General features: G+C 53.7%; 1 pseudogene. It reads right to left on the reverse strand.

The annotated features are described in order from the left end of the window. Nucleotides 1–6 precede the first annotated feature (6 nt). A pseudogene (locus tag IB254_RS29330) lies at nucleotides 7–1,260 on the reverse strand (IS3 family transposase). Nucleotides 1,261–1,314 lie beyond the last annotated feature (54 nt).

Here is a 1,314-nt window from a genome sequence, read left to right on the forward strand (position 1 = left end):
CAGTGTCTAGTCCTGAAATAGGTTTACACCTGTTTCATCCCAGCGCCCGATGCATCGCATCGGGCGTTTTGTATTTCAAAGACTGGTGCGGACGCTCGTGGTTGTAGATCGATATTGATTCACTCACCATCTTCTTCGCCTGCATCAAGTCCTGTGGCCTCTGAAGCAGAAGCTCCGTCTTCAAGATCCCGTTGACCCGCTCTGCCAAGGCATTTTGGTAGCAGTCATAGCCGTCCGTCATCGAACACCTGATGCCGTGCTTCGCGTGCAACGCCTGGTACATTCCCGAGCAATACTGGCTGCCTCTGTCCGAGTGATGAACCAGCGGCTGTTCCGTTCTGCGCCGCTTCACCGCGCGGCGTAGCGCTTGCGCTACCGACTCGGTGTGCAGGCTTTCATGGACGTGATAGCCCACGATCTTTCGCGAAAAAGCATCCGTCACAAGGCTCAGATAGGCCACACCTTCCTGAGTGGGCACATACGTAATGTCAGCCACCCAGACTTGCTCCGGGCCGCTTGGGACGACCTGATCAGGACCGGGCTTGAGCAGGTTCGGATGGCGTCGAAAGCGATGATGGCTGTCGGTCGTCTTGTGATAAGCCCGCTTGCGAGCCACCAATAAACGTCTTTCGCGCAGAATCGAAAACAGCCGATCTCGACCCACTTGCAGCTCAAGTTGCGGCTGGCACTGCAGTAAATAATGCAGCTTTCGCGTGCCCAGACGTGGCTGCCGCTGACGCTTTTGCTGAACGAAATCGGCAACTTTCTGATCCAGAACGAGACGAGCAGCATCGGCGCGATTGCGTTTGTAGTAAGCCTGTCGGCTTATCCCCATGAACTGGCAAGCCCTGCTGATGCTCAGGTTTTGGATTCGTTTTTGCGCGAGGACTTGCCGGGACGCTTTTTTACGACAGTAAGACCGTAGTCATTTTTCAAGACATCGACGACAGCCTCGAAAAACTGCGCTTTCTGATTGGACAGCGCCAGCTGCTCTTCGAGCTCTTTGATGCGTTGTTCAGGCGTTAATGGTCGGTTTTTGTCGGGCATAGATCCCATCCTCGGCGAGCCAATGTAGGTGCCTGGGCTCCAATCTTGCCGACCATGCTTGCGTAACCACGTCAAAACAGTCGTTTTGCCTTGAATCCCGTAGCGCTCCTGAGCCTCTTTATAACTCAGCTCGCCTTTTTCGACTTGATCGACGACCGACAATTTAAAGGTCAGCGTGTAGTCTCGCTGACTACGCCTTTTTACTGATTCCATTACGTCCTCCTGAAAAACAGATCAGAAGGTGTAAACCTTATTCAGGACGGGACA

This window comes from Pseudomonas sp. PDM03 (assembly GCF_014852385.1).
Taxonomy (GTDB): domain Bacteria; phylum Pseudomonadota; class Gammaproteobacteria; order Pseudomonadales; family Pseudomonadaceae; genus Aquipseudomonas; species Aquipseudomonas migulae.